General features: G+C 72.5%; 25 protein-coding genes. 8 read left to right on the top strand and 17 right to left on the bottom strand.

Annotated features, from left to right (window positions below):
- Positions 1–4: 4 nt before the first annotated feature.
- The 5 genes from A3Q37_RS20650 to A3Q37_RS20670 form a co-directional block, all read right to left on the bottom strand.
- Positions 5–1384: a dipeptide epimerase gene (locus A3Q37_RS20650; protein WP_065486815.1), complete on the bottom strand. Its 1380-nt coding sequence runs from the start codon at positions 1382–1384 to the stop codon at positions 5–7.
- Positions 1381–2619, bottom strand: a complete 1239-nt coding sequence (locus tag A3Q37_RS20655; protein WP_065486912.1) for a KamA family radical SAM protein — start codon at positions 2617–2619, stop codon at positions 1381–1383. The genes A3Q37_RS20650 and A3Q37_RS20655 overlap by 4 nt, the downstream gene beginning before the upstream one ends.
- 72 nt (positions 2620–2691) lie before the next feature.
- Positions 2692–3729: a diiron oxygenase gene (locus tag A3Q37_RS20660; protein ID WP_065486817.1), complete on the bottom strand. Its 1038-nt coding sequence runs from the start codon at positions 3727–3729 to the stop codon at positions 2692–2694.
- Between the two features lie 156 nt (positions 3730–3885).
- Positions 3886–4614 (bottom strand): TauD/TfdA family dioxygenase, encoded by a 729-nt coding sequence (locus tag A3Q37_RS20665; RefSeq protein WP_065486820.1) that lies wholly within the window; start codon positions 4612–4614, stop codon positions 3886–3888.
- 481 nt (positions 4615–5095) lie between these two features.
- Positions 5096–5842 carry an acetyltransferase-like protein gene (locus tag A3Q37_RS20670; protein ID WP_065486822.1) on the bottom strand — a complete coding sequence of 249 codons (747 nt, stop codon included), beginning with the start codon at positions 5840–5842 and terminating at the stop codon, positions 5096–5098.
- Positions 5843–5942: 100 nt separating this feature from the next.
- Here A3Q37_RS20670 and A3Q37_RS20675 point away from each other — a divergent pair, with 100 nt between their 5' ends.
- Complete coding sequence (locus A3Q37_RS20675; RefSeq protein ID WP_065486824.1) at positions 5943–6500, top strand: GNAT family N-acetyltransferase; 558 nt, start codon at positions 5943–5945, stop codon at positions 6498–6500.
- A 104-nt stretch (positions 6501–6604) separates the two neighbouring features.
- Positions 6605–7255, top strand: a complete 651-nt coding sequence (locus A3Q37_RS20680) for a hypothetical protein (RefSeq protein ID WP_065486826.1) — start codon at positions 6605–6607, stop codon at positions 7253–7255.
- Positions 7256–7330: 75 nt separating this feature from the next.
- On the opposite strand, the gene A3Q37_RS20685 is transcribed toward A3Q37_RS20680, so the two are convergent.
- The 3 genes from A3Q37_RS20685 to A3Q37_RS20695 all read right to left on the bottom strand — a co-directional run bounded on the left by A3Q37_RS20685 (position 7331) and on the right by A3Q37_RS20695 (position 8669).
- Positions 7331–7738, bottom strand: coding sequence for a peptidoglycan-binding protein (locus tag A3Q37_RS20685; protein WP_065486829.1), 408 nt, complete (start codon positions 7736–7738; stop codon positions 7331–7333).
- Between the two features lie 91 nt (positions 7739–7829).
- The gene (locus A3Q37_RS20690) at positions 7830–8225 is read right to left on the bottom strand and encodes a peptidoglycan-binding protein (protein ID WP_065486831.1); all 396 of its coding nucleotides are present in this window, start codon (positions 8223–8225) and stop codon (positions 7830–7832) included.
- Positions 8226–8267: 42 nt separating this feature from the next.
- Entirely contained in the window at positions 8268–8669 is a 402-nt protein-coding gene (locus A3Q37_RS20695; protein WP_065486832.1) for a peptidoglycan-binding protein, read from the bottom strand.
- A gap of 193 nt (positions 8670–8862) precedes the next feature.
- Between A3Q37_RS20695 and A3Q37_RS38235 the strand changes: the two genes are divergently transcribed.
- Together A3Q37_RS38235 and A3Q37_RS20705 are read left to right on the top strand one after the other, a co-directional pair.
- Positions 8863–9762: a peptidoglycan-binding protein gene (locus tag A3Q37_RS38235; RefSeq protein ID WP_304364743.1), complete on the top strand. Its 900-nt coding sequence runs from the start codon at positions 8863–8865 to the stop codon at positions 9760–9762.
- A 23-nt stretch (positions 9763–9785) separates the two neighbouring features.
- Positions 9786–10628, top strand: a complete 843-nt coding sequence (locus A3Q37_RS20705) for an XRE family transcriptional regulator (protein WP_255311881.1) — start codon at positions 9786–9788, stop codon at positions 10626–10628.
- 75 nt (positions 10629–10703) lie between these two features.
- Here A3Q37_RS20705 and A3Q37_RS36830 read toward each other — a convergent pair whose 3' ends face one another.
- The 3 genes from A3Q37_RS36830 to A3Q37_RS20715 all read right to left on the bottom strand — a co-directional run bounded on the left by A3Q37_RS36830 (position 10704) and on the right by A3Q37_RS20715 (position 12758).
- Positions 10704–10868, bottom strand: coding sequence for a hypothetical protein (locus A3Q37_RS36830; RefSeq protein ID WP_255311882.1), 165 nt, complete (start codon positions 10866–10868; stop codon positions 10704–10706).
- A 95-nt stretch (positions 10869–10963) separates the two neighbouring features.
- Complete coding sequence (locus A3Q37_RS20710) at positions 10964–11773, bottom strand: HNH endonuclease family protein (RefSeq protein ID WP_065486843.1); 810 nt, start codon at positions 11771–11773, stop codon at positions 10964–10966.
- Positions 11774–11885: 112 nt separating this feature from the next.
- Positions 11886–12758: an SCO6745 family protein gene (locus A3Q37_RS20715; protein ID WP_065486844.1), complete on the bottom strand. Its 873-nt coding sequence runs from the start codon at positions 12756–12758 to the stop codon at positions 11886–11888.
- A gap of 125 nt (positions 12759–12883) precedes the next feature.
- Here A3Q37_RS20715 and A3Q37_RS20720 point away from each other — a divergent pair, with 125 nt between their 5' ends.
- Positions 12884–13471, top strand: a complete 588-nt coding sequence (locus A3Q37_RS20720; protein ID WP_065486845.1) for a TetR/AcrR family transcriptional regulator — start codon at positions 12884–12886, stop codon at positions 13469–13471.
- 77 nt (positions 13472–13548) lie between these two features.
- On the opposite strand, the gene mfd is transcribed toward A3Q37_RS20720, so the two are convergent.
- The gene (gene mfd / locus A3Q37_RS20725; protein ID WP_065486846.1) at positions 13549–17082 is read right to left on the bottom strand and encodes a transcription-repair coupling factor; all 3534 of its coding nucleotides are present in this window, start codon (positions 17080–17082) and stop codon (positions 13549–13551) included.
- A gap of 505 nt (positions 17083–17587) precedes the next feature.
- Between mfd and A3Q37_RS20730 the strand changes: the two genes are divergently transcribed.
- Positions 17588–18595 carry a helix-turn-helix transcriptional regulator gene (locus tag A3Q37_RS20730; protein WP_079137897.1) on the top strand — a complete coding sequence of 336 codons (1008 nt, stop codon included), beginning with the start codon at positions 17588–17590 and terminating at the stop codon, positions 18593–18595.
- Positions 18596–18708: 113 nt separating this feature from the next.
- Here A3Q37_RS20730 and A3Q37_RS20735 read toward each other — a convergent pair whose 3' ends face one another.
- Together A3Q37_RS20735 and A3Q37_RS20740 are read right to left on the bottom strand one after the other, a co-directional pair.
- Positions 18709–18981 (bottom strand): hypothetical protein, encoded by a 273-nt coding sequence (locus tag A3Q37_RS20735; RefSeq protein ID WP_065486848.1) that lies wholly within the window; start codon positions 18979–18981, stop codon positions 18709–18711.
- Entirely contained in the window at positions 18978–20333 is a 1356-nt protein-coding gene (locus A3Q37_RS20740) for an amidohydrolase (RefSeq protein WP_079137898.1), read from the bottom strand. Before A3Q37_RS20740 ends, A3Q37_RS20735 begins: the two co-directional genes overlap by 4 nt.
- Before the next feature lie 185 nt (positions 20334–20518).
- On the opposite strand from A3Q37_RS20740, the gene A3Q37_RS20745 reads away from it, so the two are divergent.
- Together A3Q37_RS20745 and A3Q37_RS20750 are read left to right on the top strand one after the other, a co-directional pair.
- Positions 20519–20695 carry a thiazolylpeptide-type bacteriocin gene (locus tag A3Q37_RS20745; RefSeq protein WP_065486850.1) on the top strand — a complete coding sequence of 59 codons (177 nt, stop codon included), beginning with the start codon at positions 20519–20521 and terminating at the stop codon, positions 20693–20695.
- A 165-nt stretch (positions 20696–20860) separates the two neighbouring features.
- Positions 20861–21037, top strand: a complete 177-nt coding sequence (locus A3Q37_RS20750) for a thiazolylpeptide-type bacteriocin (RefSeq protein ID WP_065486916.1) — start codon at positions 20861–20863, stop codon at positions 21035–21037.
- A gap of 77 nt (positions 21038–21114) precedes the next feature.
- Here A3Q37_RS20750 and A3Q37_RS20755 read toward each other — a convergent pair whose 3' ends face one another.
- The 3 genes from A3Q37_RS20755 to A3Q37_RS20765 form a co-directional block, all read right to left on the bottom strand.
- Positions 21115–23160, bottom strand: a complete 2046-nt coding sequence (locus A3Q37_RS20755) for a TOMM precursor leader peptide-binding protein (protein WP_065486852.1) — start codon at positions 23158–23160, stop codon at positions 21115–21117.
- Positions 23157–23912, bottom strand: a complete 756-nt coding sequence (locus A3Q37_RS20760) for an ABC transporter permease (RefSeq protein ID WP_065486858.1) — start codon at positions 23910–23912, stop codon at positions 23157–23159. The genes A3Q37_RS20755 and A3Q37_RS20760 overlap by 4 nt, the downstream gene beginning before the upstream one ends.
- 76 nt (positions 23913–23988) lie before the next feature.
- On the bottom strand, positions 23989–24945 hold the full coding sequence (locus A3Q37_RS20765) for an ABC transporter ATP-binding protein (RefSeq protein ID WP_065486860.1): 957 nt from the start codon (positions 24943–24945) through the stop codon (positions 23989–23991).
- Positions 24946–24964: the final 19 nt, after the last annotated feature.

Below are 24964 nucleotides of genomic sequence, written 5' to 3' on the forward strand. Positions count from 1 at the left end.
GCGGTTACGCCTTCCAGAGCAGGGGCGAGTCGGTACGGGCGGGATCGTGGGCCACGAATCCCGCGGCGCGCAGTGCGGGGCGGAACGCGTCGTCGGGCCGGGTCCACACGGTGCGGGCCCCCGAGGCGACCGCACGGGTGACCGCGGTGCGCAACAGGGCGGTCGTCTCCTCCGCCGTGGCCCCGTCCTGCGTCGTCTCGGCCAGCTCCCGCACATCGTCCACCGGTTCGGTGCCGGGCAGCGGTCGCCGACGGACCCGGGCAGAGGCCACCGCCGTACCGTCCCGGTGGACCGACAGGCGGGCCTCGTCGTGGTCCAGGGCGTCGGCGTCGGCGGGCCGGACGGTGAACGCCGGGCCGGTGAAGTCCGGGACGAACCCGGTGCCCGGCGCGTCCGGCAGGGTGATCCGGCCGGACGCGTCCAGCAGGACTCCGCGGCCGGTGTCGATCGCCAGCAGCGCGATCGAGTCGGCGTCCAGGTGGTCGACCTGCGGGCCGAGGTGCGCGGTGGCGGAGACCCCCGCGCTGGACTCCGGCATGCAGCCGAGCATCGTGCCGAGACCGTGGGCGTGGGCGCGGCGCAGCATGCTCAGCGCCGGGGTGATGCCCCCGGCCTTCATCAGCTTCAGATTGACCCCGTGGAACGCCTCGGCGCAGGCGTCGAGGTCGTCGGGGCCGGTGATGCTCTCGTCGGCGAACACCGGGACCGGGGAGGCCGCCTTCAGGGTGCGGGCGTCGTCCCAGCGCTCGCGCGGGAAGGGCTGCTCCAGGAGTTCGACGCCGAGCCCGGCCAGGCCGTCGAGGGCGGCCAGCGTGCCGGGCAGGTCCCAGCCGCAGTTGCCGTCCACGAAGAACGGCGCGTCGGTGTGCTCCCGCAGCGCCCTCAGGACGTGCAGGTCGCCGGGGGCGGCCAGCTTGACCTTGTACGCGGGCCAGCCCGGCCGCTCGCGAAGCTTGCGCACCATGACGTCCGGGGTGTCGAGCCCGATGCTGTAGCTGGAGTGCAGGCCTTCGGGGCGCGCCCCGCCCAGGTGCTGCCACAGCGGTACGCCGGCGAGCCGGGCGGCCAGGTCGTGCGCCGCGACATCGAGGGCGGCCAGGAGGAAGGGCGACCCGGCGAGCTGCGGGGCGAGCGCGGCCCAGGCGCCCCCGGGGTCGTCGGCGGGGAGCGTGCGCACGGTGCCGGCGACCCGGCGCAGGTCGTCGTGCATGACGGGGAGGGCGGAGCGGTAGCGGTCCGTCATGAAGGCGGAGGCCTCCCCGAATCCGGAGACGTCCCGCTCCCGCAGTTCGACGAGCAGGCCGGGCTGTTCGGGGATGGCTTCGCGGGCGCTGCGCCAGATGTCGTGGTCGGTGAGCCTGATCTCGTGGACGTACAGCTTCATGCGGCGATCTCCGGGAACGGCGGGAAGACGGTGCCGGACGCGGAGAGCGGCTTGAGGTCGTCGTACCACTGAGCCTGCTCGTCCCAGGCGGCGAAGAACGGCCGCCCGACCCAGTCGGGCCTGCGGGCCTGGAGGAAGCTGAGTACAAAGGCGCGTTCGCCGCCGACGTCGGCCGTGCCGTGGATCATCACCTTGCCGGGGCCCGCCGACATGACGGGGCCGCGGGCGGTGCGGGCGAGGCCGGAGACGCCGCTGATCGCCTCCGTGTAGATCTCCAGCGCCCGGGCGAGCGGGAGCCCGAAGTAGTTGCGGGCGCCGGTGTCCCGCTCGACGAACATGTAGTAGGGGACGATGCCGAGTTCGACCTGCTGCTGCCACATCCGGGCCCAGGCGGCGGCGTCGTCGTTGACATGGGCGACCAGGGGCGCCTGGGCGCGGATGACCGCGCCGGTGGAGCGGATCCGGGCCACCGCCTCGCGCACGGCGTCCGTCTCCAGTTCGCGCGGGTGCGAGAAGTGGGCCATGACCGCCACGTGGCGGCCCGCGGCGACGGCCTGCTCGAACAGCCGCATCAGGTCGTCCGCGTCCGGCCCGGTGGTGAACCGCGCGGGCCAGTAGGACAGCGCCTTGGTGCCGAACCTGAGGGTGCGCACGGCCCGCGCGTCGTCGGCGAGCAGCGGTTCGACCCAGCGGCGCACCACATCGGTGCGCATGATCATCGGGTCGCCGCCGGTGAACAGCACATCGGTGACCTCGGGGTGCTGAGCGAGGTAGCCGGTCAGGTCGGCCGGATCGCGCAGCGCCTGGCGCAGCTCGCTCTGGCTGACGAACTGGGCCCAGCGGAAGCAGTATCCGCAGTACGAGTGGCAGGTCTGCCCCTGGGAGGGGAAGACGAGCACGGTCTCGGCGTACTTGTGCTGCAATCCGTCGAGCCGGCGGCCGTCCAGCATCGGCACGTTGGCCTCCAGCTGGCCCCCGGGGTGCGGGTTCAGCTCCAGCTGGGCCTCGGCCGCGGCGCGGCGGAGTTCGTCGCGCGGGGCGTCGCCGTCCACCAGGGCGGCCATCCGGTCGAAGACGTCCGGGGGCAGCATGTCGCGGTGCGGGAAGGTCAGCCGGAAGATCGGGTCGTCGGGCGCTGCCGACCAGTCGATCAGCTCGTCGGCGACGTACTCGTTGACCTTGAAGGGCAGCACGCTGCCGACCACGCGCAGGTCGCGGACGTAGGGCTCGGGCATGCCGCGGTCCAGTGCAAGGCGGGCGAGACGCTCGTTCGCGTAGTGTTTCACCGGAAGATCTCTTCTCCGCCGTCAGCTCGCGACATGGGACTTGGACCAGTCGAACTCGACGAGTTCCTGGACGCCCATCCGCTCGATGAGGGTGTGCAGACCGGTGTAGTCGCGCACGAGCCTCTTGCGGCTCGTCTCCGCCTGGCAGTCCGCGAGCATCTCGTGGCCCCCCTGGATCCCGGCCAGGTCCATGACGCGGTGCCAGGTCGTGTAGTCGGTGGCGACGAACGCCTCGAGACCCTCGAAGAGCATGTCGCGGAAGTAGCGCTGCTTCTCCTCGTCGAGCTTGTCGTGCACCATCTCGGCCAGGACGGCGGAGATGGAGGCGTGGCAGTACTCGTCGCGGTTGTGCAGCTTGGCGGTGCTGCTGTTGACCGGCTGGATGTCCGGGTCGTCGGCCAGCAGGTCGAGGTAGGCGTTGATGGAGATCTCCGACACGGTCGCGAAGGCCAGGGTGGTGAGGGACTTCTGCCACCGCTGGGACGCCGTGTCCCGCAGCCTCAGGTGTTCGCGCGCGGTGTGCGAGATCGGGAGATCGTTGTCGGGCATGGCCCGGCCGCGCCGACGGCGGGTGACCGCGCTGGCGTTGAGGTGCATCAGGGTGTGGTACTGCTCGTCGACCATCGCCTGGGCGAGCGAGATGTTGAGCGCCTCGTCCTGGAGCATCGGGTACTCGCCCTCCATGACCAGGGCGAACGCCGGATTGGCGACCTTCTGCTCGGCCATGATGGTGTGCCGGTTGTACGCGATCCAGGCCCAGCTCATCAGCTCGGACTTCTTGGCCGGGTCGAGCGCCTGGTAGGTGGGGTGGTCGTGGAAGGGCAGGATGCCCTCCGGGTAGTCGGGCCGGTCGATCTCGAAGAGTTCGTCGAGATCGGGCTCGTCACGCTTCACGGTGGCCCGGCGGTGCCAGTTGCCGACGAGGCGGCGGATGACGGCGCTCTCGACCTGGTCGTCGGGGTTGTGGCGGGGGACGCCCTCGGGCAGCCCCCTCAATTCCTCCGGCAGGCCGGTGGGGAATTCCTCTTCGAGGGCCGTGGTCTCCGGTGTGCTGCTCATGGTTCGCCTTACGAGGTCGACGTACGGGTGGATGCGGGGCGCACGGACGCTTCCCTGCCGCCCGCGCGCCCCGGCCGGTCCTGCACGGGCGCGCGGCCGGGCGCGGGTGATGAAGTGCGGGCGGCGGCACGCGGCGGTGCGCCGGCCGGCCCGTGGTCAGCGCTGGGCGGCGATCCAGTAGCGCGTGAGGTGTCGCTTGGCGTCCCGGTAGGCGGAACGGGCGTGCACCATGCGCTGGTTGTCCCAGACGAGGACCGAGTCCTCCGGGATGAGCACGGAGATCTTCTCCTGCCGGAAGAACTCCTCGGCCTGCTCGGCGAGGCGGACGCCGAAGCTCCCGAGGGGCAGTTCCGCGGGGTCGACCGAGGCGTTGACCGGCGGGTCGTACTGGCCGGTGGTGAGCAGGTTGTAGCTGAACCGGAGGATCTCCTGGCCGCTGTCGGTCCGCTCCACCACGGGGCGCAGCACCCCTTCGGTGCCGACGCCTCCGGTGTTGTGGCCGAGCCATTCGATCCCCCGCTCGTGGAGGGCGGCTCGGTCCTTCTCGCTCAGGGCGTCCACGAACCGCCGCATGTCGGCGAGTTCGGTGTGCCCGCTGCCACAGGTCGCCTGGACGCGGCAGTGCAGGGCCAGGTAGCTGGGCGGCGGGTTCCAGCCCGGCGCCTCCGTGTGCACCAGAATGGTGTTGACGCTCTTGGAATAGCGCCGCTCCTCGAATCCAGGAGCCGCCTTGACCTGGTAGCGGAGAGAGCCGTCGTATTGCGGCACGAGCTCGCCGAACGCGCGGAGCGCTTCGGCGGCCTCTTCATCCGTGCGAATACCGTCGAGGACGGTATATCCGTATTCCGCGAGTTCCCAGGTGTGAACATCAAGTGCCGTAGACATGTTGAATCCCCCAAGCATCAACAGACGACGAGAACATCGTATCCGGCTCTCGGCCGCTCGATCTTCAGCCAATTCACGCGACTACGCAATGCATCAACATGTGACATGGATCACCGCCTCACAGATGAACCACTTCGCTTCGCAAATGATCGACAAAGAGTATCGCCGCAGATGAAGGGGGTATGACGGAGGATCCTCCCATCGGCCCGCAAAGTTGCGCTGCGTCCGCATAGTGCGTATCAGACCGCAGATAGCGGAATCTTCAGATCACCTCCACCTATATTTCGGCCAACCTTGACGAGCACATCGTCGGCGGAATCGGAGAGGGACACGAGGCCGCCGACGCTGTGCGCCCCATGTCTCCGAGCACAAACAGCTGCAAAGTGATCCGCGTCATTTCGTGATGGTTGCCTCCCGTTCCGAGGAGGCTGTCCGAGGCGGCCTCCAGGACCGGGGACCGCCTCCCCACCACGTTTCGCTGTCACACCCGGTGCCGCACCCACACGTTGGGCTCGACGTACACCGCGTACCCGTGGGCGAGCGCGCAGTGGACCGGGACGAGCGCGCCCGGTACCTCCACCGGGCCGTCCGTGTCGAACGGCAGCCCGGTCCATTGCCGCCACTGCGCGAGCGAACCGCTCACCGTCATCGACACGGTGGCGACCGAGTCCACCGTCCCGCCCGCCCGGACGTGGACCCGCAGCCAGGGGTCCTCCGGCAGCCCGTCGTCGGGCCGGGTCAGGCGGGCGTACTCCTCCATCGGCAGGCCGGGGCGCAGGTGCTTGCCGCTCGGCCGTACCGGGGCGACGACTTCCCGGAAGCCGAGCGCCCGCGCGTTGTCCCGCATCGCGGCGAGCATCCGGCCCGAAAGGCCCTTGCCCTGGTGGCCGGTGGCCACCGTGATCTCGATCGCGCCGACCGTGTCGGGCGTACGGCCGCGCCGCAGGTCGGCGAAGGCCCACAGCAGCATCCGGTCCCAGCCGCCGACGGGCAGTTCGCCGCGTCCGGGGGCGTCCAGCGCGAAGGGCACGCTGTAGGCGCGGGCGACCACAACACCCTCGGGGTCGGTGGCGACCAGCACGTACTGGGGGAACTCGACCGCGATCCGGGCGAAGTTCGCCCAGCCGACGATGTCCTCCAGCACGAACTCCGGCCAGGTGACCGGCATTCCGTCCAGGGCGCCGGCGAGCTCGGGGCGCTCGGCGAGGGTGGTGATGTTCAGCTCCATACGCGCGACCCTAGGCCGCCCGTACCCCTCCGACCAGCGATTATCGGCGCGGGCCGCCGCGCTCCGGAGGCGGCGGGCGGCCCGGCTACCCTCTCGCCGCATGACCACGATGACACCACCGAACTCTCCCGCCCCCGTACATATCCGGCCCTGCCGGGCGGCCGACCTCGACGTGCTGGAGCGGCACATGCCCTCGCCCGGCCGGACCCGGCGGCACGCGGCCCGGTTCGACCGGCAGGAGCAGGGGCGCGCCACCTTCCTGACCGCCTGGGCCGACGACGTACCGGTCGGAACGGCGCAGATCCTGTGGCAGGGCTGCGCGGCACCCGAGGTGCAGGCCCGCTTCCCCGGCTGCCCCGAGCTGAACGGGCTCGCGATCTGGCCACCGGAGCTGCGTTCCCGGGGCATCGGCTCGGCGTTGATCCGGGCGGCGGAGGAGACGGTCCGGGCCGCCGGTCACGCGCTGATCGGCCTGGGCGTGGACGACGACAACCACCGGGCGACCGCGCTCTACCTGCGGATCGGCTACCGGGAGACCGGCTGCCGCTACCTGGACCGGTACGCGTACCTCGACGACGAAGGCGTCCGGCACGAGGTCGCGGACCCGGCCCGCTTCCTGGTCAAGGAGCTGGACGGGGGCGCTCCCGGGCCGACGTGATCCGGCCGGAACCGTGAGGTGTGCATGCCGCGTCCCCACCCGTGACTTCCACCCCGTGCGCCACCTGTGGTCACCCGTCGAGGACCCCGTCGAGGAGCAGAACCATGACCCAGCCCGGCAGTACACCGAACCGCCCCCGGAGAGGCGCCGGATGCCTACAGAGCCTGCTGGTGCTCGCGTTGATCCTCGGCCTGGGCTACGGAGCGTCCAAGATCTTCGGTGACGATGCGTCGAAGTCGAAGGGGTCCTCGTCCGCATCGGACGGCAAGGGCGGATCGTGGGAGGTCGGCGACTGCGGCGGCCCGGACCCGGAGAACAAGCCGGACGGCTACCGCGCCTTCGACTGCGACGACCAGGGCGCGACCTTCAAGGCCCTGAAGATCGAGGACGCGAGCTTCCTGCCCGACGCGATCCAGTGCCCGGCCGGAACGGACCTGATCATCAAGGTCTCCCGGGTCTTCGGCTCCGGCGACGGCAAGAAGGGCGGCGGCATCCCGACCAACACCGTCTGCGGCCGCAACCTGACGGGCGACCACCCCGGCGACGCGGGCGCCGGCGGCGGCCAGCTCGTGGAGGGCGACTGCGTCACGGCGACGGCCAAGGAGATCGCCTGCGCCTCGGCCGGGGCGGACGACTTCAAGGTCCTCGGCCTGGTCAAGGAGAAGACGGAGTGCCCGGCGGCGACCACGGAGCCGATGCAGCTGATGATGGCGATGGGCCGCCCGTACGACGTGATCTGCGGCGGCAAGGTCTGACCGGACCGATGGCGACCGCCCCGGTCGCGCAAGCACCTCTGTCGGGGCCGCTCCTTCGGAGCGGCCCCGCGGCGGTCAGCGGCGCAGCCAGGGCCAGGACTGCGGACCGGGCCAGCCGTCGACGGCCAGACCGACGGAGTGCACCTTGTTGATGTGCCGCTGGAACTCCTTCATCGCCGCCTGCGACTGCGGGCCGAAGTATCCGTCGATCGCGCCCGCGTAGTAGCCGGTCTCGCGGAGCTGGCACTGGGCCTCGATGCCGGCCGCCGTCACGATGTCGGCGCGCGGGACGGCCGTCATGCCGTCGTACCACCCGGCGTACCAGTACCCGCCCCTGAGGTTCATGTCGCAGCTGTACGCGGCGGAGACGGCAGCCTGGGAGGTGCCGGTGGCGTTCGCGGCGGCGGCCGTACCCGGGGCGAGTGCGACGGCGGCGGCCAGCGCCACTGCCGCGACGGAGAGTCGGCGGGTGAGTCTGTGCATGGGTGATCCCTTCGGTGGAGGAGCGACTTCGGAGTCCGGGACAGGGCGCGGCTGCCCCGTCCACCCCCGTGGGGCGGGACAGCCGGCGCGGTCACGTCTGACGCAGGCGCTTCCAGGTGTTGGGGCCGACGATGCCGTCAACGTGGGCGGACCCCATGTAGGTGGCCTGGAACCAGCGGACGGCGGCCCTGGTGCGCGGCCCGAACGCGCCGTCGACCGCCAGTTCCGTGTCGTGGTACGCGTAGTACGCGGTGGTGTTGGCGATCAGCGCCTGCACTTCGAACACGGCGACACCCTTGCTGCCCTCGGCGAGCAGCGCGTTCGTGCCCTTGTAGTAGCCGCAGTACCAGCCGGCGCTCGGGTCCTTCTTGCAGGACGAGGCGGCGGACGCGGCAGACGCGGCGGACGCGGTGGGCGACATCGCGACGGAGGTTCCGAACAGCGCGACGGTGATCATCGCCGTGGCGAGGAGCTTACGGGCCTTCATGTGGAGCAATCTCCTTCGGGAGCGTGAACCGGGTACGGGACGTCATCGCTTGCCGTAGCGCAGCATTTCCCAGGTCCGCGGCCCGACGATGCCGTCGGAGATCACTTCGCTGCCGTAGTACCACTGGAACCAGGTCACGGCGGACTTGGTGTTCGCCCCGTAGATGCCGTCGACCACGAGCTTGGTGCCGCCGGGCTCTCCGTAACGGGTGGTCTCGTTGATGAGTGCCTGGATCTCCTTGACGTGGTCGCCCTGGCTGCCGAGCTCTGCCCACTGGGTGCCGGCGTGGTACCCGCAGTAGCGGCCCACGGTGCTGGTGCCGGGGCAGGCGTCGGCCGCCCGGACGGTCGAGTCGGCGATCGCGGGGACGGCCGGCGCGAACGCGGTGAACGCCGCCGCGGCCAGGGCGGCGGCCGCGACCCGTGCGACACGGGTTCGATGCATGGTGACTGCCTCTCAAGTGGCATGTTGCGAGGACTGCTTCAGCCTGTCGGAGGGGGAGTCGGCCGGGCCATCGGATGGGACTCATCGCGGGTATTCTGGGACGTCCCGGGCTCTGATCTGCTCGAACCCGGCCCGGGACAGGACGATCGTGGTCCGGACAGGGACCGGTTCCGGTTCAGAAATGAGGGGTTCCGTGAGCAAGGGGAAAGAGCCGCCGCGTTCGCTCGGCCCTCATGGGCGGAGGTTCGTCGACCGGCTCCGTGAGCTGAAGGACCGCAGCGGGCTGAGTCTGGCCGCGCTGGCGAACCGGACGAGCTACAGCAAGTCCTCCTGGGAGCGTTACCTCAACGGAAAGAGCCTCCCGTCGGCCGAAGCGGTACGGGAGCTGGCCGGGCTGTGCGGGGCGGACGCGAACCGGCTGCTCGCCCTCCACTCGCTGGCGGCGGACGACTGGGACGTTCAGGCCGACGCACGGGTGCCGGGGGACGTCTCGGGCGCGGCGGCACCTGGCCGGGAACCCGGCCCCGACGTCCCCGGTGAGCACGCCGCCCGGGACGTGGCCGGGGGTTCCCCCGCTGGGGAGGCCCCGCCGGCAGATGACGGTACGGGGGACGGGACGACGCAGCCCCTCTCCTCGGACGGGCAGCCGAACAAGAAGCCGCTGGTCCCGGCGCGCGTCCGGCTCGGCTCCCCCGCGCTCATCGGTGTGGTGGCCGTCGCGGCCCTCGTCGTGTCCGGCTTGCTCGTGTACTTCGCCCCGAGGACGGAGGGCGCCTCCGAGGACCGCCGAGTGGCGAGCACGAAGTTCGTCTTCACCCCCGGCCGCACCCACGGCTGCGACGTCCACCGGGACAACGGCAAGCTGTGGGCGGGCCACAGCGACACCAACGAGGCATTCCTCCAGCAGATCACCACGAGTTGGGACGTCGTCGAGGCACAGTGCCTCCTCGAACACCGGGGCTATCCGGTGGGCGCCGTCGACGGCGCCTACGGCCAAGCCACCGAGAGGGCGGTCAAACGCCTCCAGGAGAACAGCGGCCTGGTGGTCGACGGCATCGTCGGCCCGCACACCTGGCAGGCACTGCGCCAGTGAGTGGTCACCTGCCGCATGAACGCGTGGTTTTCGCGAGAGAGTTGAGGAGGGTCAGGCAGCAGACCGGGCTGACCCTGGTGGCGCTCGCCGACCGGACCACTGCCAGCAAGTCCTCCTGGCAGCGTTACCTGAGCGGCGCGCATCTGCCGCCACGCGGGGTGGTCCGGGAGCTGTGTGAACTGGCCGGACGGAAACCGGGCCCGCTGCTCGCTCTGTGGGAGCTGGCGGAGGCCTCACGCCATCGGCGGCAGCCGCCCGCCGAGAGCGGGAAACCGCCCGCCGCCGACGACGCCGAAGAGGCACCGGAGGCGCCGCCGACGCCCCCTGGGCCGGCCGAGGACGTATCGGAAGCCACCGCCCCGGCCTCGGAGAAGGCGCGCACCGAACAAGCCCGGGACCGGTCCGGGCCGGCCCGCCGGCGGCCTGCCGCGGCCCTGTCCGCACTGCTCGCGCTCGCCGTCGTGGGCGGGGCCCTCCTGGTCTGGTCCGACAGGAAGCCGGAGGGGCTCAAGCCCGGCTGCCGCGGTGCCGACTGCACTGGGAAAAGGTCGCAGCCGAACGCCTGCGGGATCGACGGCAGTGCTCTGCTGACGGCCGCCGAGCGGGAGTTCGACGACCGGACCCGGGTCGACATCCGCTACAGCGAAGGCTGCGACGCGAGTTGGGCGAGGATCTGGTTCGGTGAGATCGGCGACCGGCTGGAGGTGAGTGCTCCCGGACAGGGGACCCAGTCGGTCCGGATAGCCGACAAGTACGACGCCGAGGGCTACCTGGGCACCCCCATGGTCGGCGGTGGTCCCGGCGGTGTACGGGCGTGCCTGGTTCCCGCGGGGACCGACGACCGCCGGTGCTTCAGCAGCACGTGACCCGGCCGGGACCGGCTCGGTCCCGGCCGGGCCGGATGCCACCGCCGCCGGGCCCTCAGCACCGGGCCCGGCGGGTCAGAGGCACTTGCTCACGTAGCTCTGGACGTGCCCCGTCGCGCGCGGGTCGCTGCCGGAGTTGCCGCAGCGGAACGCGTCGGCGCTCGCGCCGGGGGCGAGGGCGAACGAGGTGGCGATGAGCGCCGCCACGCCTGCCAGGACTGTGGTGAGTCGCTTGCGCATGGCCTTCAGGGACCTTCCTCAAGAGGATCGGGACGGGGCCCACTATCGGCACGCGTCGCCGTGTCCCACCAGCTTCCCGAAGGGACGGTGCCCGGTCAGCCGCCGCACTGGGCGAGCATGGCCTTCTTGTCGGCCGCCGTGACCGGGAGTTCGTACTTCAGCGAGACCTGGGCGAACCGCACCGCGTACGAGCAGCGGATCGGCTTGTACGGCGGCAGCCAGGAGGCGGGGCCGGAGTCGCGCTTGGCGTTGTTGGCCGGGCCGTCCACCGGGATGAGGTTGAGCGGGTCGTTGGCGATCTGCTCGCGCTTGGACTCGTTCCAGCGGGCCGCGCCCATCTGCCAGTCGTAGGACAGCGGCATCACATGGTCGATCTGCACCTTCGTCGCCTGCGCCTTGCGCCAGTCGATGGTCTCGCCGGTGTAGGGGTCCTGGAGCGTCATCGCCATGACGATGCAGTCGGAACCGGCCTTGTGCTCGATGTCCTTGCCGTCGCGGGCGAGCAGGTCGTTGCGGGTGTCGCAGCCGTTGCGGGCGAGCGGGATGCCGTCGACGCCGTCCTTCCAGGCGTAGCCGAACTTCTTCCGCTCGTAGCCGGTCTTCGGGCCGCGCCCCTTGGTGGCCACCTTCTCGATGAGCTGCCGGGCGGCGGCCCGGTCCGCGTCGCTGGTGAGGGGCGCCAGGCCCGGCTTCGTACCGTCCGGGTTGTCCAGCGGGCTGGCGCCGAAGCCCCCGGCGGACTGCGCGCCGCCGTTGGCCCCGCCGCTCGTGCCGCCGCCGTCGGCGGAGAGGTCGTCGGGGTCGCAGCCGCCCGCCAGGGCGATCGCGACGAGGGCGCCGAGGGCGGGCAGGGCCGCTCGGTGGGTACGGCGGTGCGCACGGCTGTGCGTACGGGGAGCTATCACGGGAAGCCGTCCTGACGGGGAGAGAAGCGGACGCGGAGAATCCTATGAGCGTCTTCCCCGTCGGGGCGTCCTCCATGACTGCGCTTCAGCACACAGCGCGCCTCGACGCGGGTCACACCTTCCCGATGCCGAGGGTGTTCTCGGACGGCAGCAGCCCCGAGCCGATGACCTCCAGCCAGGGCTCCCCCAGCAGCCCCGCCAGCCGCTCGCGCCCCGGCTCCCCCAGCGCCCGCCACGGCGCGGCGGCCTCCTCGTCGGTGCGCAGCTCCACCTTCGCGCGCAGCTCGCGCCCCGCGTCCGTGGCCGTGCCGTCCGCCGCCAGCAGCCCGCGCTCCTGGAGCCGTTGCCGGGCCGCGTCCCACTCCGCCGCGCTCCACCCCCGGCTCGCGAACACCTCGGGGGCCGCCGCGCCGACCGCCGCGAAGGACACCAGCGACTCGACCGGGTCGAGGCCGGCGTCGGTCAGGGCGGCGATGTGCCCGTCGCCCCGGTGTTCCCGCAGGACGGTCGCCGCCTGCCAGAGCGTCAGGTGCGGGGCGTCGGGCCAGGGCAGGGCGGAGTTGGCGGGACCGAGGCGACCGGGCGCCCCTGGGGTGGCCGCCGCCTCCGCCGCGCGGCGCGCCAGTGCGGCGGCCTCCGCGAACTCCGCCCCCTCCACGCGGTCCCCGAACAGCGCCCGGTAGGTCCGGTCGACCGCCCGCAGCCGGGCCGCGAGCACGGCGTCCGGGTCGGCGACCGCCCAGACGGCCGGAACGTGTCCCTCCACCATCGCCGGGGCGAAGCTGTGGAACGCCCGCACCACCTCGTCCGCGCCGGCGGCCCCCAGCGGAGCCGCCCGCCAGGCGAAGTAGCTCGGCCAGCGCTCCTCGGTGGCGTACCCGAGCGCGGCGGCCTCCTCGAAGGTTGCGGGGGCGTAGTACAGAACGGCGTGCAGGGGCTCCAAGAGGTGCCACATCTGCCGTACGCGAGCCGGTTCTCCGGTCATGATCTCCGCCTCTCCCGGGCTTCCGGAACGGGAATCGTCGATCTAGTCAATGACTAGATCCGACTTCCAGCATGACCCGCACCGCTCGAACTTGTCAATGACTAGATGCCGGGTAGGGTTCCCCCATGAGCAGCGAGCGCGAGCGCACCTACCACCACGGCGATCTGCGGCGCGTGATCCTGGACGCCGCCCTCGACGTCATCGCCGCGAACGGCCCGGCCGCCCTGAGCCTGCGCGATCTGGCCCGCCGGGCCGGCGTCTCGCACGCCGCGCCCGCGCACCACTTCAAGGACCGCACGGGCCTGCTGACCACCGTGGCCGCCGAGGGGTACGCCCTGCTCGCCGACGCGCTGACCGGAGCGCCGGACTTCCGGGAGCGGGGCGTGGCGTACGTACGGTTCGCGGCGACGCATCCCGCGTACTTCCAGGTGATGTTCCGGCCGGACCTGCACCGCGCCGACGACCCGGACCTGCTGGCCGCCCGCGCCCGGGCGACCGAGGCGCTGCGGGCGGGGGTGGCGGACCTCCCGCCGGGCGGCCGGGGCGAGGACGACCGGCTGGCGGGCGTGGCCGCCTGGTCGCTGGCCCACGGCTTCGCGACGCTGCTGCTCAGCGGCAACCTGGCGGACGCCATGACGGGCCGGGACCCCGAGAAGGCGTTCCGGTCCCTCGCCGCGTTGATCTTCGCCCCGGAGGACGGCCGCGACAGCTGACGGGGGGGCTCCCCGACCAGGCTGCCCCGCCCGGCGAGCCAACCCGGCGGGGTCCCGTCGTTCGCCGACCCCGGGACCTACGACCCCAGGATCGTCGTCAGGAACTCGCCCGTCCACGCCAGCAGTTCGCGGCCGATGACCGGCTTGCCGCCGATCTTGCCCGTCGTCGGGCGCGGGACCAGGATCTGGTGGGCGGCCGGCTTGATGACCGTCTTGGGGTGCAGGCGCTTCAGGCGGAGCTCCTGGGACTCGCGCAGCTCCACCGGGGCGAAGCGGATGTTGGAGCCCTGGAGGACGATCTCGCCGACTCCGCAGGCGCGGGCCAGCATGCGCAGGCCCGCCACCAGGAGGAGGTTCTCGACCGGTTCGGGCAACGGGCCGTAGCGGTCGGTCAGTTCCTCGCGGACCGCGCGGATGTCGTCCTCCGAGGAGGCCGAGGCGATCGCCCGGTACGCCTGGAGGCGCAGGCGCTCGCCGGGGGCGTAGTCGTGCGGGACGTGCGCGTCGACCGGGAGCTCGATCTTGACCTCCAGCGGGGGCTCCTCCTCGACGCCGCCCTCCATCTGGGCCCGGTAGTCGGCCACCGCCTCACCGACCATGCGGACGTACAGGTCGAAGCCGACGCCCGCGATGTGGCCGGACTGCTCGCCGCCGAGCAGATTGCCCGCGCCCCGGATCTCCAGGTCCTTCATCGCCACGTACATGCCCGCGCCCATCTCCGTGTGCTGAGCGATCGTCGCCAGGCGCTCGTGGGCCGTCTCCGTCAAGGGCTTCTCGGGAGGGTAGAGGAAATAGGCGTAACCCCGGTCTCTGCCTCGGCCGACGCGGCCGCGCAGCTGGTGGAGCTGGGACAGGCCGAAATTGTCGCCGCGCTCCACGATCAGGGTGTTGGCGTTGGAGATGTCGATGCCGGACTCAACGATCGTCGTGGAGACGAGGACGTCGAACTTCTTCTCCCAGAAGTCCACCACCACCTGTTCCAGGGCCTGTTCGGACATCTGGCCATGTGCCGTGGCGATGCGCGCCTCGGGGACGATCTCGCGGAGGCGGGCGGCGGCCCGGTCGATGGACTCGACCCGGTTGTGGATGTAGAAGACCTGGCCCTCGCGCAGCAGTTCACGGCGGATCGCCGCGCCGATCTGCTTCTCCTCGTACGGGCCGACGAACGTGAGGACCGGGTGGCGCTCCTCCGGCGGGGTGGTGATCGTGGACATCTCGCGGATGCCGGTGACCGCCATTTCGAGCGTACGGGGGATGGGAGTGGCGGACATCGTGAGGACGTCGACGTTGGCGCGGAGCTTCTTCAGCTGTTCCTTGTGCTCGACGCCGAACCGCTGCTCCTCGTCCACGATGACCAGGCCGAGGTCCTTGAACTTCGTCTCGGAGGAGAACAGGCGGTGCGTGCCGATGACCAGGTCGACCGCGCCGTCCTTCAGGCCTTCGAGGGTTGCCTTTGATTCTGTTTCCGACTGGAAGCGGCTCAACGCCCTGACGTTGACCGGGAATTGGGAGTACCGCTCGGTGAACGTGCCGTAGTGCTGCTGGACCAGGAGCGTCGTCGGGACCAGCACCGCCACCTGCTTACCGTCCTGCACCGCCTTGAACGCCGCCCGGACCGCGATCTCCGTCTTGCCGTAGCCGACGTCGCCGCAGATCAGCCGGTCCATCGGGACCGTCTTCTCCATGTCCTCCTTGACCTCGGCGATTGTGGACAGCTGGTCGGGCGTCTCCGCGTACGGGAAGGCGTCCTCCAGCTCCCGCTGCCAGGGGGTGTCCGCGCCGAAGGCGTGGCCGGGGGCCGCCATGCGCGCGGAGTAGAGCTTGATCAGGTCGGCGGCGATCTCCTTGACCGCCTTCTTCGCGCGCTGCTTCGTCTTCGTCCAGTCCGCGCCGCCCAGCCGGTGCAGCGTCGGGGCCTCGCCGCCGACGTACTTGGTGACCTGCTCCAGCTGGTCGGTCGGGATGTACAGGCGGTCGCCGGGCTGGCCGCGCTTGGCCGGGGCGTACTCGACGAGCAGGTATTCGCGGGTCGCGCCCTGGACCGTGCGCTGCACCATCTCCACGTACCGGCCGACGCCGTGCTGCTCGTGGACGATGTAGTCGCCGACCTCCAGCGTCAGCGGGTCGATCGTCTTCCTGCGGCGGGCCGGCATCCGGCCCAGGTCCTTGGTGGCCGTGCGCTGGCCGGTCAGGTCGGTCTCGGTGAGCACCGCCAGCTTCAGCGCCGGGTCGACGAAGCCCTGCTCGATCGCCCCGCAGGAGACGTGGACGAGGGACGGGGAGATCTCGGCCAGGTCCGCGTCGAGGCGGGCCGGGATGCCCTCGCCGCTCAGCACCTCGACCGTACGGGAGGCGAGCCCCTGGCCCTCCGTGACGTACACCGTGCGCCAGCCGTCGGCCAGCCAGCCCTTGGTGTCGGCGAGCGCCCGGGCGGTGTCGCCCCGGTACGCCTCGGGGGCGTGCATGGAGAGCTGGAGCGTGTCGTCGTCGTGGTCGGCGGCGTCGGCCGCGAACGGGGAGACCGACCACCACATCATGCCCAGCTCACGGGCCCGGTCCCGGACGTCCGCGATGCCCCACAGGGAGGCCGCGCCCACGTCGATCGGGGCCTCGCCGCCGCCCGCGCTCGCCGCCCACGACGCCTGGAGGAACTCCTGGCTGGTGGCGACCAGATCGGCCGCCCGCGTGCGTACCCGCTCCGGGTCGCAGACGATCGCCATCGCGTCCTTCGGCAGGACGTCGAGCAGCAGCTCCATGTCGTCGACGAGGACCGGGGCCAGGGACTCCATGCCCTCGACCGCGATGCCCTCCGCGATCTTGCCGAGCAGTTCGCCCAGCTCCGGGTGGGCCTCGGCGAGGGCCGCCGCCCGCTCGCGGACCTGGTCGGTCAGCAGCAGCTCGCGGCAGGGCGGGGCCCACAGCCCGTGCGCGGCGACCTCCAGCGACCGCTGGTCGGCGATCTTGAAGTAGCGGATCTCCTCGACCTCGTCGCCCCAGAACTCCACCCGGAGGGGGTGCTCCTCGGTCGGCGGGAAGACGTCCAGGATCCCGCCGCGTACGGCGAACTCACCGCGCTTCTCGACCAGTTCGACCCGGGAGTACGCGGCGGCCGCCAGCGCGTCCACCACCTCCCCCAGGTCCGCGCTCTGCCCGCCCGCAAGGCTCACCGGCTCCAGGTCGCCGAGCCCCTTGACCTGCGGCTGGAGCACCGAGCGGATCGGGGCGACGACGACGGAGACCGGGCCCGTCTCCGGGTCGTCCTCGCGCGGGTGCGCCAGGCGGCGCAGCACGGCGAGGCGGCGGCCCACGGTGTCCGAGCGGGGCGAGAGCCGTTCGTGCGGCAGGGTCTCCCACGAGGGGTACTCCGCGACCGTGTCCGGCGGCAGCAGCGTGCGCAGGGCCGCGGCCAGGTCCTCCGCCTCGCGGCCCGTGGCGGTGACGGCCAGGACGGTCCGGCCGGTCTGCCGGGCCAGCGCGGCCACGGCGAACGGGCGCGCGCCGGGCGGGCCCACCAGGTCGACATGGGCCCGGTGCCCGTCTCCGGCGGCCTTCACCGCCTCGGCGAGCGCCGGGTCCGTAACGACGACATCCAGCAGACCGTGCAGGCTCATGAAGTTTCCGTCCGGGATCAGATCAGCGGTGGCTCAAAGCCCGGCAGCCGGCTGCTGCCCGGGCAACGCGAAGGGCCCGACACGTGGGACGCGCCGGGGGTTCCAGGTTACGACCCGGGGGTGACAGCCGCGTCCACAACCGGCCGACCGGCGGGCCTGGACGCCCCGGGACACTTCGCCGGCCGCCGTGCCCGGCCGGCTTCGCCGCCCGTCGTGCCGGGCCCGCCGCTCGTCGACGGTCGCACACCGTTCATCTCCGTATCGCACACAGTTGTGTCGGGGATCCTCACAGGAGTGATCCCAGCGTCTAGTCTTTGCCCGACCCTTGCACAACAGGATGTGCGGAGTGGCGCGAGAGCGTCATTCACGCGGTCGTCATACAGGCAAGTACCGGGCAATACAGGCAAGTACCGGGCGCGGGCGGAGCGAGCAGCGGCCGGGGCGGGCGGCGCGGGGCGATCCCCCTCGGTGCGACAGCCCCACGGCATCGGCATCGGGGGCGTACGTGGGCGAGAACGAGATGTCTGTCTTCGGGGTCCCGGAGGCCGAGGAAGAGATCTACCGGCACTTCCTGCGCAACCCCGGAACCCGCGCCGACGATCTCCACCCCCTGCTGCGCTCCCGGTACGGCCAGACCCGGGCCCGGATCGCCCGGCTCCAGGAGATGGGGCTGCTGCACGCCGAGGACGCGGAGCGGCGGATCTTCCCGGCGGACCCCGAGGCGGCGCTCGCCCGGCTGGTCGACGTACGGCTCGCGGCGCTCCATCAGGAGCTGCGTCGCGTCACCCGGTCGCGGCACGTCATTGAGGGTCTACGCGCGGAGCAGGGGGCCCGTACACCCCATCCGCAGGGCATCGAGCAGTTGGAGGGGCTGGCTCAGATCCGTAACCGGATCGACGACCTCGCGTTCTTCGCCCGGGACGAGATCCTGTCCGTGGAGCCGTACACGCGGCTGTCGCCGGAGAACATCGCCCGGTCCCGCCCGCTGGACCTGCGCTGTCTGCGGCGCGGGGTGCGGATCCGCAACGTCGTCTCCAGCGCGGCGCTCCAGGACCCGCCGACCGCCGCCTATCTGCGCGAGCTGGCCGAGCACGGGGCGGCGATCCGGGTGACGCCGGACACCACGGAGCGGCTGCTCGTCTACGACCGCCGGGCGGCGCTCGTCCCGCTGGACCCGCGCGACACCTCGCGGGGCGCGCTCCTGGCCCATCGCAGCGGCCTGGTCTCCAACATCATCTCCCTGTTCGAACGGATCTGGGAGCAGGCCGACGATCTGTCCCTGGCCGTCGGCGGCGCGGGGAGCGGCGAGGGCGCGGCCGCCCCCCGCCCGTCCGGCATCGAGCGCCGCGTGCTGGTGTCGATGTGCACGGTGGGCAAGGACGAGGCGGGGGCGCGGGAGCTGGGGGTATCGGTGCGGACCTACCGGCGGCATGTCGCCGATCTGATGCAGACGCTCGGCGCGGCGAGCCGGGCGCAGGCCGCGCTGCTGGCCCGCGAACGCGGCTGGATCTGACCGCCGACGGGCTCCGGGCCCCGTGGCCCGGCGGCCCCGTGGCCCCGTGGCCCCGGTCAGGATCCGCCGGGCCCGCCCTGCGCCTGCGGCTCCTGAGACCCGTGGCACACGCCCTACGGCTGCGGCTCCTCCGCCCAGCCGCGCAGGGCCGTGTCCGCCAGGACGCAGGACACCGCCCGCCGCACCGCCGACGCGTCCGTCGTCCCGGCCAGCTCGACCCGCAGCACGATCCGGTCCTGCCCCACCTCGGGGTGGCAGGACCAGTGCCCCGGGAGCAGTCCCAGCAGCCGTACGACGGTGGTCCAGCCGGTCGGGGCCGCGCGGTCGCGGCGTACGACGACGACGTCGACCACGGCCCTGGTCCGGGCGGTCCGGCGAGCCGTCATGACGCCGTCTCCCGGTCCCCGGCGGGCCCCGGGTCGAGGACCTGCCGGGCCGCCGCCGCCAGAGCCGTGATGCCGACGGGCAGGGCGGCCCGGACGTCGGGGGCGAAGCCGGGTGCGTGGTTGGGCGGTACGGGCTCGCCCCCGGCGCGGGCCGCCCGCCAGGGGCCGGCTCCGGTGGTCCCGAGCATCCAGTACGCGACCGGGACCCCGCCCGCCGCGAAGTGCGGGAAGTCCTCGGTGGCCGTCGACCCGGCGAGGTCCAGCACCCGGCCGGGGCCGAGCAGCGCCTCGTGGGCCCGGCGCACCCGGGCCGTGAGCGCCGGGTCGGGGCGCAGGGCGGGCGAGCGGGCGGTGACGGTGAATCCGGGTTCGCGCGGGGCGTCGAAGGCGGCGGCCTCGGCCCGGACGACCCGTTCGGCGGCGGCCGCCAGCCGGTCGAGCGCCGAATCCGTGAATGCCCGGATGGTGAGGGAGAGTTCGGCGTGGTCCGGGGTGATGTTGCCGCGCTCGCCCGCCCGCACCGAGCCGACGGTGAGCACGGCCTGTTCGGCGGGCGCGGTCTCCTCGGCCACCACGGTGCGCAGGCGCAGCACGGTGGCGGCGGCCATCAGGACCGGGTCGATGTTCAGGTGCGGGGTGGCCGCGTGACCGCCCCGGCCGTGCAGGACCGCCTCGGCGGCGACGCTCCCCGCCATCAGGGGCGGCCCGCCGGCCGGCGCGTGGGCGAGGGTCCCGGCGGGGAGCGGGGCGGCGTGCTGGGCCAGGACCGCGTCGGGGACGCCGAACCGCTCGTACAGCCTGCCGCCCTCCAGCAGGGACCGGGCCCCGCTCAGCGTCTCCTCCTCGGGCTGGCCGACGACGAGGATCGTGCCTCGCCAGGCGTCCCGGGAGGCGGCGAGGAGTTCCACCGCGCCGGTGACCGCCGCGATGTGCAGGTCGTGGCCGCAGGCGTGCATGGCTCCGGGCACGGTGCTGGCGTACGGGAGTCCGGTGGCCTCGGTGACGGGCAGCGCGTCCAGCTCGGTGCGCAGCAGCACGGTGGGCCCGGGGCCGTTGCGCAGGACCCCGACGAGCCCGTGACCGCCGCCCACGGAACGGGTGACCGTGCAGCCGTGCTCCGCGAGCCGGGCGGCGAGGCGGCCGGCGGTGCGGTGCTCGTGACCGGAGAGTTCGGGGTGGGCGTGCAGGTCGAGGTAGAGCTCGACGGCGGAGCGGAGCAGGGGTCGCGGCAGGGGCCCGGGGGCCGGGGCCGCGTTCCGCGAGGGTGCGGCCCGCGCCGCCGCGTCCCCCGTGTGCCCGTCGTCGTCCGCGTTCTTCGTGGCTCTCTCCGCTGTGACCACCGCGCACCTCATCTCTGCTCAACGAGCCTGCTCCGTACGGCTGTCACGTGCCGCTCCGTCGCTCTGCCACCGGGTGTCAGCGATGTGACAGCGAAACCGCGGCCGATCTGACAGCGGCCACCCCTGCAATGGGTCCAGCACCCGGGCACCGCGCCGGAACAGCCGGCCGGACCCCCCACGAGACCAGGGAGATCACCATGGCCCCCAAGACCGAACTCGCCACCCTCGCCGACGAGATCCTGGAGCTGGAGTCGGAGACCTTCGAGATCTCGGACTACTCCGACGTGGCGGAGGTCGTCCTCGCCGGTTCGACGTCGTGTTCCTCGACGTCGACCTGCTCCAGCACCACCAGCACCACCTCTTGCAGCGCCTGACACCGCTGCTCGACCGCGCGTACGGCGGCCCCCTCCGCGAGCCGGAAGGGGCCGCCGCACGTGCCGCGCCCCTCGAACGGATCGCGGGGCGGTCGCGGATCGTCCAGCACCGGGGAACCGGACCGGAACAACCGGCCCGACTCCCGCGAAACCAGGGAGATCACCATGGCCCCCAAGACCGAACTCGCCACCCTCGCCGACGAGATCCTGGAGCTGGAGTCGGAGACCTTCGAGATCTCGGACTACTCCGACGTGGCGGAGGTCGTGCTCGCCGGTTCCACGTCGAGCTCCTCGACGTCGACCTGCTCCGCCACCACCAGCACCACTTCCTGTAGCGCCTGACACCGCTGCTCGGCCCGCTCGTGCGGCTGCCCCCTCCGTCGGTCGGAGGGGGCTGTCGTACGTGGTGCGCCGGCCGGTCACGGGAAGGGGTGCGGGACGGCCTTGATCTCCGCCTCCGGCAGGTCGTCGGTCCGGCGGCCCGCCGCTCGCGGCGCGGTCCGCAGCCGGGGCATGTGCAGCGCCCGCTGTCTGGTCCAGCCGAAGTCCAGCGGCAGCAGCCCGGGGACGATGGTGGAGACGGTGTGCAGGCCCATCCGGTGCTGTTCCGGCGTCGTCTGGTCGACGGCGATGACGTCGTAGCCCGCCCCGGTCAGCCGGTCCCGCAGGAGCCGCAGATCGTCCAGCAGGTCGCCGGTGCGGGGGCGCAGCGGCTGCCAGTCGGCGAACGCCTCCGTCAGCGGAAGGACGGCGGCCGGTTCCAGGTACTCGGCGGCGTGCCGGGCCATCGACGGCAGTCCGTAGAGCTGGGCGTGGTCCTTGAGATGCCGGACTTTGGTGAAGTCCTGCTCCATCGCCTCCAGTTCGGCCCGGCGTTCGGCCACCTGGTAGGGCAGGTGCGGGATGTAAGTGAGCACTTCGGACAGCGCGGCCTCCACCGTGTCCGCCGGGTCGAAGCCGGCCGCCGCGCTGAAGGACAGCGTGCCGGGGCCGCCGTCCCGGCGCACCGCGAGGGCGGTGACGACGGGGACCGCCAGATCCATCCGCGTATCGAAGGCGTGCACGTCGTAGCCGTGCAGGGCCGCCCGGTCGAGCATCGAGCGGACGGCGGGGGCGGTCGCGCCGGTGAGGTCGATCTCGGTGAGCCGGGTCCGTCCGTACCAGGCGAGGAGGAAGGCGTCCCGCTCGACGAGTTCGAGGAGGCCGAAGAGGATCGCCTCCTCCGGACTGCCGCCGGTGGCACAGCCGTTGGAGCATTCGAAGACGAAGTTGTCGGCGTCCACGCCCGCGCTGTAGTGGGCGAGCCGGGACGGGACGAGGACCGGGGCGTCGTCGCGCAGGGAGTGGCCCCAGACCCAGGGGATCGGCCGGTCCGGGTCGAAGGGGCTGACCAGGGGGTCGGTGGCGTACGTCTCCGGCGTGTAGAAGCCACAGTCGGCGGGGTTCAGGGCCTGGCCGGAGAGGTTGCGGTAGCTGTCGACGACCGGGGTCGTGCCGCGCCGGCGGTGGGTGCCCGCGTACCGCTCCAAGCCCTCCAGGTGGGCGAGGGTGCGGCTGGTGGCGTACCGGTTGGCCTGGCCGCTCCAGGTGACGTCGTTGAGACCGGCGTAACCGCGGACGAAGTGGGTTCCGGCGACCGGGGCGGTGGTGGTGGAGGTGGGGTTGATCCAGATGTCGGAGCCGAGGGCGCCGCACACCGGGTTGGCGAGGGCGGCGGTCGGCAGCGGATAGGAGTCCAGGGTGCGCAGGCGGTAGGTGCCGGGGTCCGGTTTCGGGGCGGGGGCCAGGACCAGCCGGGCCGCCTCGGCCGTGTCCGGGACCTCGTGGACGCAGGAGGGGCACAGGGGTTCGGGCAGCAGCGGGAAGGTGGCCGTGGCGAGCGTGACCAGGTCGACCCGGGTGACCTGGGGCAGCGCCCGGTCGGCGGGGGTCGGGGAGGAGGCCTCGGGGTCCGGCCCTCCGGGGGTGGCGGTGGAGCCTCCGCGGCCGGGCTCGGCCGGGGTGGCGGCGGATCCCTCGGGGCCGGGCGCTCCCGGGGTGCTGCGCAGGCCCGAGAAGACCGCGCTGTACGTCGCCCACACGGCGTCCACCGCGTAGTCCGTGAGCACCGGCCAGTCCACGGCCCCCCGCGGCTGGTGACCCAGCTCCAGGGCCTCCCGCTCCGACCGGCTGCGCAGCCGCTGCCAGCGCATCGCCAGACACTGGCCGCAGACAGGGGCATCGGGTCCGCCGCCCCAGGGGCCGATGAGGACGGCCCGGGAGGTCAGCTGCACAGTGGCGGCGGGCCGGGTGCCGGCGTACGGGTCCGGGCGGCCGAAGCCGAGGACGTCGGCGGCCCCGAGCGGGACCACGTACGGCGCGGGGAGGTCTCCCGCGCCGGGGGTGTCCTCGTGGCGGGCCGACAGCGCGGACTGGAGGAGGGTGCGCGCCGCGTCCAGCGGGGTCGGGGCGGTGGCCGTCGTCATGACTTGTCGCTCCAGCGGAAGGTCTTCAGCGCCACCGCGCCGAGGACGAGGGCGAATCCGGTGAGGACGGCGCACGCGACGCCGATGTCGGCCAGGGAGCCGCCGCCGGTCAGCGCGCCGGAGACCCCGTCGTTGAGATAACGCAGCGGCAGGATCCGGGAGAGGGCCTGCATCCAGCCGGGCATGGCGTCCAGCGGGAAGAACGAGCCGGACAGGAACGCCATGGGAATCATCAGGCAGTTGGCGACGGCGGCGACCGCCTCGGGGGTCTTCGCATAGCTGCCGACGATGACGCCGAGCGCGAGGAACGCGGTGATGCCGAGGACCAGCACGGGCAGGGCGAGCGGCCACCGGCCGTCCAGCTGAAGGCCGAATGAGGGCAGGAGAGCCACTGCCACGAACAACACCGCCTGTACGGCTCCGATGGCGAGCGCCAGCACATAGCGGGAGGCGAGGACGGCGGAGACCGGTGTGGGCGTCATCCGGATCAGCCGGAGGATGTCGTCGCGCCGCCACTGCATGAGGACGAACCCGACGCCGAAGACCGCGGCGTTGGCGACGCCCCAGGACAGCACACCGGGCGCGATGTAGTTGATGTAGGGCTTGCCGCTCTCCTCGACCGTCTGGCCGTGGAAGATCAGCCCGAAGACGACCAGGAAGATCAGCGGGAAGGCGAAGGTGAAGAAGAGGGTGGTGCGGTCGCGGGTGTAGGCCCGGTACCCGGCCTGGCTCAGCGCGGTGTAGGCGCTCATGGGGTGTCTCCGTATCGCTGGATCACTGGATCGCTGCATCGCTGTACGTGCGTCGGGGGCGGCGGATCGGCCGGGGTCACGGCTGCGGGGCGCCGGTGCCGGTCAGCTCCAGGTACACGTCCTCCAGGCTCGCCGTCCTGGTCTGTACGCCCTGGAGCCCCGCGATCGCGTCGACGGCGGCCAGGACCCGGCCCGCGGTGAGGGTCTCCAGCACGAGCGAGCCGCCCTCCTCGGTCACCCGGTCCACGCCCTCGATGGCGCGGGCCTGTTCGGGGGTGAGGCGGCCGGCCGGGACCAGCAGCCGGGTGGTCGGGGCGGCGGCGGCGATCAGCCGGCCGGGGCTGTCCAGCGCGGCGACCTTGCCCGCGACCATGATGGCGACCCGGTCGCAGAGCGCCTCGGCCTCGTCCAGGTGGTGGGTGGTGTAGACGATGGTGCGGCCCTGGCCCTTGAGGTCGCGCAGGACCTGCCAGAGCGAGCGGCGGGCCTGCGGGTCGAGGGCGGCGGTCGGCTCGTCCAGGAAGATCAGTTCGGGGTCGTGGACCAGGGCGGAGGCGATGGCGAGCCGCTGCCGCTGGCCGCCGGAGAGGTCGTCGACCCGGGTGTCGCCCTGCTCGGTGAGGCCGACGGAGGCGAGCGTGCGCTCGGCGGCCGCCGCGTCGCACCGGTAGAGGGCGGCCACGGTGGCCAGGTGTTCGCGGGCGGTCAGCCGGACGAAGAACGCGGAGGCCTGGGTCTGCACGCCGAGCCGGGGCAGCAGCGCGGTGTTGCGCGGCCAGGGGCTCATGCCCAGGACCGCCACCGTGCCGGAGTCGGCCCGCCGCTGGCCCTCCATGATCTCGACGAGCGTCGTCTTGCCCGCCCCGTTGGGCCCGAGCAGCCCGAAGAACTCCCCGCGTTCGACGGTCAGCGAGACCCCGTCGACGGCCCGGGTGGCCCCGTACGTCTTGTGGACCTCGGTCAGGGCGACGGCGGGCCCGGCGGACGGTTCCGTCGGGGGGCCCTGCGAGGGGCGGGGGGCGGTGGACGTCATGGGACTCTCCTCGATGGGG

Origin of the sequence: Streptomyces sp. PTY087I2 (assembly GCF_001687325.1) — a bacterium.
GTDB lineage: Bacteria > Actinomycetota > Actinomycetes > Streptomycetales > Streptomycetaceae > Streptomyces.